At 72.5% G+C, this 6688-nt stretch carries 3 protein-coding genes and 2 pseudogenes; 3 read left to right on the top strand and 2 right to left on the bottom strand.

Annotated elements, in window-relative coordinates; genetic code table 11:
* Positions 1 to 3410, top strand: a 3410-nt coding sequence (locus E4099_RS26980) for a type I polyketide synthase (RefSeq protein ID WP_135341735.1), incomplete at its 5' end; no start/stop codon positions are given.
* 74 nt (positions 3411 to 3484) lie between these two features.
* Positions 3485 to 3873 (top strand): annotated as a pseudogene (locus E4099_RS26975) (transposase); the annotation flags it as partial.
* 72 nt (positions 3874 to 3945) lie between these two features.
* Here the strand turns inward: E4099_RS26975 and E4099_RS26970 are convergent.
* The gene (locus E4099_RS26970) at positions 3946 to 4323 is read right to left on the bottom strand and encodes a nuclear transport factor 2 family protein (protein WP_135341734.1); all 378 of its coding nucleotides are present in this window, start codon (positions 4321 to 4323) and stop codon (positions 3946 to 3948) included.
* Between the two features lie 462 nt (positions 4324 to 4785).
* Here E4099_RS26970 and E4099_RS26965 point away from each other — a divergent pair, with 462 nt between their 5' ends.
* Positions 4786 to 6084 carry an HAD family hydrolase gene (locus E4099_RS26965; RefSeq protein WP_135341733.1) on the top strand — a complete coding sequence of 433 codons (1299 nt, stop codon included), beginning with the start codon at positions 4786 to 4788 and terminating at the stop codon, positions 6082 to 6084.
* 244 nt (positions 6085 to 6328) lie between these two features.
* Here E4099_RS26965 and E4099_RS26960 read toward each other — a convergent pair.
* Positions 6329 to 6658, bottom strand: a pseudogene (locus E4099_RS26960) (DUF2867 domain-containing protein); the annotation flags it as partial.
* Positions 6659 to 6688: the final 30 nt, after the last annotated feature.

The raw sequence follows: 6688 nt of genomic DNA, 5'->3' as shown, positions 1-6688 counted from the left end.
ACCCCGACCACCCCACCACCACCTACACCCGACACGGCGGCTTCCTCCACAACGCCGACACCTTCGACGCACCCTTCTTCAACATCAGCCCCCGCGAAGCACTCGCCATGGACCCCCAACAACGCCTCCTCCTCGAAACCTCCTGGCACCTCCTCGAAAACGCCCACATCGACCCCACCACCCTCAAAGGCACACCCACCGGCGTCTACACCGGGGTGTCCAGTCAGGACTACCTGTCGCGACTGCCGCAGGTTCCGGAGGGCTTCGAGGGGTACGCGACCACGGGCGGGCTCTCCAGTGTGGTGTCCGGCCGGGTGGCGTACACCTACGGGTTCGAGGGGCCGGCGGTGACGCTGGACACGGCCTGTTCGGCCTCGCTGGTGGCGATGCACATGGCGGGCCAGGCGCTGCGGCAGGGCGAGTGCACCCTGGCGCTGGCCGGCGGGGTCACCGTGTTCAGTACACCGACCGCCTTCGTGGAGTTCTCGCGGCAGCGGGGGCTGGCCCCGGACGGCCGCTGCAAGCCCTTCGCCGCCGCGGCCGACGGCACCAGCTTCTCCGAAGGCGTCGGCCTGGTCCTGCTGGAACGACTCTCCGACGCCCGGCGCAACGGCCACCAGATCCTCGCCGTCATCCGCGGCTCCGCCGTCAACCAGGACGGCGCCAGCAACGGGCTGACGGCGCCCAGTGAGGTGGCCCAGGAGCGGGTGATCCGGCAGGCGCTGGCCCAGGCCCGGCTCGCCCCCGACCAGGTGGACGCGGTGGAGGCGCACGGCACCGGCACCACCCTGGGCGACCCGATCGAGGCCCAGGCGCTGATCGCCGCGTACGGGCGGGAACGGCCGGCGGACCGGCCGCTGCTGCTGGGCTCGATCAAGTCGAACATCGGGCACACCCACGCGGCCGCGGGCGTGGCGAGTGTGATCAAGATGGTGCTGGCCCTGCGGCATGGTCTGCTGCCGGCCACCATCAACATCGATGAGCCGAGTCCGCACATCGACTGGGACACCGGTGGGTTGCGGCTGCTGACCGAGACGGTGGACTGGCCGGAGACGGGCCGTCCGCGCCGAGCGGGGGTCTCCTCCTTCGGCATCTCGGGGACCAACGCGCATCTGATCCTGGAGCAGGCGCCGGTGCCGGAGCCGCAGGAGGAGCAGGCCGGGGCGCCGGGGCCGGAGACGGTGCGCCTCTCCGGGAGGCCGGCGGCACAGTCCGCCGGTGCGGGCTCGGAGGCCGGGGTGCTGCCCTGGGTGCTGTCGGCGCACAGCCCCCGGGCGCTGCGCGGGCAGGCCGAGGCTCTGGCCCGGCGGATCGCGGTCGAGCCGGGGTGGTCGGCGGCCGAGGTGGGTTGGTCGCTGGTGGCCACCCGGGCGCGGCTCGACCATCGGGCGGTGGTGGTCGGCGGGGATCGGAGCGAGCTGGCGGAAGGGCTGCGCGCCCTGGCGGCCGGGGAGGGCCATCCGGCGGTGGTGTGTCGCGACGCGACGGCCGCGACCGGCGGTTGGCGGGTCTTCCTCTTCGGTGGGCAGGGCAGCCAGTGCGTGGGGATGGGGGCCGGGCTGTACGAGCGCTTCCCGGTCTTCGCGGCCGCCTTCGACGAGGTGTGCGGGCTGCTCGATCCGCATCTGGAGCACCCGCTGCGGGAGGTGGTCCTCCATGGCCGGCCGGAGCCCGGGCTGCTGGACCACACCACCTACACCCAGGCCGGGCTGTTCGCCCTGCAGGTCGGGCTGGTGCGGCTGCTGGACGCCTGCGGGGTGCGGCCGGACGCGGTGATCGGCCACTCCGTCGGGGAGGTCGCCGCGGCGTACACGGCCGGGGTGTTCTCGCTCGCCGACGCCTGCCGACTGGTGGCCGCGCGGGCCACGCTGCTGGGGCGGCTGCCCTCCGGTGGGGCGATGACCGCGATCGAGGCCACCGCCGAGGAGCTTGCCGCGGATCTCGCCCGGTACGGCGGCGAGGTCGCGGTGGCCGCGCTCAACACGCCCACCAGCACGGTGGTCTCGGGCCCGGCCGAGCCGGTGTCGCGGATCGGCGCCGCGTGGCGGGAGCGCGGCCGCAGGATCAAGGAGCTGACCGTCAGCCACGCCTTCCACTCCCCGCTGATGGAGCCGGCGCTGGCGGATTTCGCCGAGGCGATCGGCGGGCTGGCGTACCACCGGCCGCGGACCGTGCTGATCAGCAACGTCACCGGGGAGCCGGCCGGGGAGGAGATCGCGGGCGCGGACTACTGGGTCCAGCACATTCGTCGGCCCGTCCGGTTCCACCCCGCGGTGGCGCAGGCCGCCCCGCGCACCGGGGTCTTCGTCGAGCTGGGCGCGGACGCGGTGCTGCTGCCGGCCGTACAGCACACCTTGGACGCGCTCGCCGGCGACCGGGCCTCCGAAGAGCCGCGTCGGCCGCTGCTGGTGCCGACCTTGTCCCGCACCCGGCCCGAGGCCGAGGAGCTGGCTCACGCGCTGGCCCGGCTGCACACGGTGTCCCCGGTGGACTGGCGGCCCTGGTTCACCGCCGACCCCGCGCCGCACACCGTCGACCTGCCCGGTTATGCCTTCCAGCGGGAGCGGTACTGGCTGCCGGACGCGGTGCCCGATCCGGCGCCGGAGGCGGTGGGCGGGGCGGAGGCCCGGTTCTGGAGCGCGGTCGAGGAGGAGGACCTTCCGGCGCTCGCCGCCACCTTGCGCATCGGTGAGGAGGACGGGCGGCGGCCCTCACTGGGGGCGCTGCTGCCGGTGCTCTCCGGCTGGTACCGGGAGCGCCGGGAGCAGTCCGCGGTGGACTCCTGGCGCTACCGGATCGGCTGGCAGCCGCTCGCCGAGCCGGGCGGCTCGGGGGCGGGTGACTGGCTGCTGGTGGAGCCGGCCGAGGGTGCCGGTGACTGGCCGGCGGCCTGCGAGCGGGCGCTGTCGGCGGCCGGCGGCCGGGTGCGGCGGCTGGTGGTGGCCCAGGACGCCGAGCGCTTGGAGCTGACCGCCGTGCTGCGCGCGTCGGCCGACGAGGACGCCGCCCCCGAGGGGGTGCTGTCGCTGCTGCCGCTCGACGAGCGCCGGTACGCGCCGGGCTCCGCGGTGAGCACCGGGCTGACGGCCACCTTGACCCTGCTCCAGGCCTTGGTGGACGCGGGCCTCGACGCGCCGCTGTGGTGCGCCACCCGGGGCGCGGTGGCCGTCGGCGAGGAGGCGGCCCCGCCGTCCTCGGTGCAGGCTCAGGTGTGGGGCCTGGGCCGGGTGGCCGCGCTGGAGCATCCGCTGACCTGGGGTGGGCTGTTGGACCTGCCGGAGTCGCCCGGCGAGCTGGCCCCGGAGCGGCTGCTCGCCGCGCTGCCCCGGCTGGTCACCGATGCCGCCCCGACCAGCCGGCATTCACATCCCGGCCGCCGCCGAGGCCATCGACGACCTCACCGCGCATAGGCCGGCCTCGGCCTGGCGACCTGGTGCTGTGACCGCATAGGCGGGTTGGCGGTCGTGGCGGTTGGATGTGCGGCGACGTCCTGGCCGCGCTCAAGTCGATCCGCGCCGCCCGACTCGACGGCGCCCCGATCCACATCATCCTGGACAGCCTCTCCGCCCACACCGGCGCGGACATCCGTCGCTGGGCGAAGAAGGACAAGGTCGAGCTGTGCTTCACCCCGACCTACGCTTCCTGGGCCCATCCCATCGAGGCCCACTTCGGCCGCTGCGGCAGTTCCCCCTGGCCGACTCCCACCACCGCAGCCACCCCGCGCAAACCCAGGAACTCCACCGCTACCCGCGCTGGCGCGGTACCGACGCCCGCCACCCCGACGTACTCACCGCCCAGCGCAGGGAACGCGCCCGCGCCCACGGCGAGAAGGGCATCCGCTGGGGCGGACGCCCCCTCAACACCGCAGCCTGACCAACCGCGCAACGCAGCCCCCGAGCGCCGAAGGGGGCAAGTTCAGGAGAAGGACAGAGACGGAAGGATGACTCAAAAGGCGGATGGTTCGATCTCCCCTGCAAAGACGATGACCTGGTCGATGAGGCTCCGCCGCAGATGGACGACGTCCGTTCCCGCCAGGCGGGGACCTCCATCCGGCGTGGTGAAGACCCACTGGTACCGGGCCCACTCGCCAGGCATGTCCACCGCCGAGCAGCGCACCATCGTGCCGGTCCCCGCCGGGTGGCGCCGGATGTCCAGCACGAACCGCTCGACCGCCGCGATTCCTTCGCTGCGACCCAACGGCCCCCAGAAAACCACGTCTGAGGTCAGAGCCTGGGAGAGCAGGGCAGTCACATAGCTGTCGTCCGAGGCGTTGAACGCGGAGATGAACGTGTCGATCGCGGAGCGTGCAATCTCTTCCTGCATACCCCAGTAATACCAGCCGTTTCGCGTGCGCTCGTCCCGCGAGTCGCCTTCCGATCACGGTGAACCATCCCGGTCACAGCACTGCATCCTCACCGATGGCACCACAGACGCGCCCCCACGCATGGGTATGTCCTGGGCCAAGGCATGGATCGGCCACGCGCCCGGACCGGCATTGCGGTCGGCGCGATCACGCCGCAGAACGGGGCAGTTCGCATCCTCGCCGCCCGACGGAACGTCAGCCGGTCTTCGGCGGCTTCCGATGAGCGAACTCGCCTGTCCTCGAGTGACCCGCCGTCAGCTGGTCCGCCGTACCGTAGGTCCGAACCAGCCGTAGACGGACGGCCCATGCCGTCCCGTCTCAGGGACCACGTTCACCGAAACGGTCCGCGTCGCAGGTTACCGGCATCAAAGATGGTCAGGACGGTGCCTAACCTCCCGGAGATTGATGTACGGTCCACTCGCATGCGTAACAGACTCGTTTCCGCGTGGGCTTCCGCCGCGGCCGCCGCGTTCATGGCGGCTGCGACCCTGACCACTCCCGCGGCCGCCACCACGTCCGCACCGTCCGCTCCCACCGCCTCCCGAGACTGCCCGCAGCTCTCGGCGAAGCTGCCCTGGTACGGGGAGAACCGGGCGAAACTCCAGCGCATGATCGACGAACGGGGTACCTGCAACGGCCATCACGGCCCGCGCCCCGTCGCCGCGTTCGACTGGGACAACACCGTCTCCAAGAACGACGTCACCGACGCGACCATCGCCTGGGCCCTGCGCCACGACAAGATCCTCCGGCCCGCGAGCTGGAAGGACTCCAGCAAGTGGATGACCGAGGAGGCCGACCGGGCGCTCACCGCCGCCTGCGGCACCGACGTCCCTGTCGGCGCCCCGCTGCCCACCTCCACCGACACCGACTGCACGGACGAGATCTTCAACATCCGTGAGTCCGGCAAGACCATGAGCGGCGCGGCCGCCTTCTCCGGAGAGTGGGACCACCGGCACACCGTGCCCCAGTACGCCTGGGTACCGCAGCTCTTCGCCGGACACACCGTCCCCGAACTGGAGTCGTACGCGGCCGCCGCCCGCGAGGAGGCCCTCGCCGCACCCGTCGGCGCCACCCAGAAGCTGGGCACGCACACCATCCCCGGCTACGTCCGCTACTACGAGCAGCAGCGCGACCTGATCCGGACGCTCCAGCAGGCCGGGTTCGACGTCTACATCGTCTCCGCCGGCTCCGAACCGGTCACCGAGGTGTGGTCCAAGGGCGTCGGCATCGACCGCAAGCACACCATCGCCATCCGCTCCGTACTCGACGAGCGCGGCCGCATCACCCCGTACAACGAGGGCTGCGGCGGTGTCCCGGTCAACAAGGGCGAGGCCATCCCGTACATCGACGGCAAGCGCTGCTGGATCAACCAGGAGATCTTCCACATCAAGGGGAAGGCGGCCTGGGAGAAGCAGCGTTGGGACAAGCGGATCGCGCTGGGCGGCGGTGACGCCGACACCGACGTGACCTTCGTCGGCGACGCGACCGGCGCGCACCTCGTCCTCAACCGCAACAAGAACGAGATCATGTGCCGCGCCTACGACAACGCGGACGGGCGCTGGGTCGCCAACCCCATGTTCATAGAGCCGCTCCCGCAGAAGCAGGGCGCCTACCCGTGCTCCACGGCCGCCTGGAACCGTCCCGAGGGCGGCTTCGGCCCGCTCCTGCGCGACGACGGGTCCGTCGTGCCCGACCAGACGGACTCGGCCCACGCGGCCTGAGCCACCCCGCTCCTCAGCACTGCCCCTCCGGGCGGCGGCCTCGAGCGCCCGAATGAGTAGGTCGCCGCCGCCCGGCTGGTAGGGGATCCCCAGGCCCCGTCCGCCGAACGCTGGGATGGTTGACTTCGGGCCTGCCCGCTTCGCCCCGCCGATCGTGTGGTCGGCGGGGCGAAGTGCTGCGAAGCGGCTGGTGGTGAACCAGTCCGGCTCGGCGACCCCGGCCGGCCGGGCCATGCCCCCGGCCCTACCGGGACCCGCCCCGAGCCCGGCGTCGCGGGCGCCTCTCGCGGCGCGAGGGCAGCCCCGCGGCGGCTCGCGCGATATTGCCGGCCATGCCGCCGAACACCACGGCATGGAACGGTGACACGCTCCACCAGTACGCGTGCCCCAGGAAGCCGTGCGGATGGAACAGCGCCCGCTGCCGGTAGCGCGCCCGGCCCTGTCCATCGGGCTCGGCGTACATCTCCAGCCAGGCCAGACCGGGCAGCCGCATCTCGGCGCGCAGCCGCAGCAGGTGCCCGGGCTCGATCTCCTCGACACGCCAGAAGTCCAGCGAGTCACCCACCCTGAGTCGCCCTGTCTCTTATACCCATCTGATGCTGCC

The sequence above is a fragment of the Streptomyces palmae genome (assembly GCF_004684805.1).
Classification (GTDB): domain Bacteria; phylum Actinomycetota; class Actinomycetes; order Streptomycetales; family Streptomycetaceae; genus Streptomyces; species Streptomyces palmae.
This window is presented reverse-complemented; position numbering and strand designations above follow the sequence as displayed.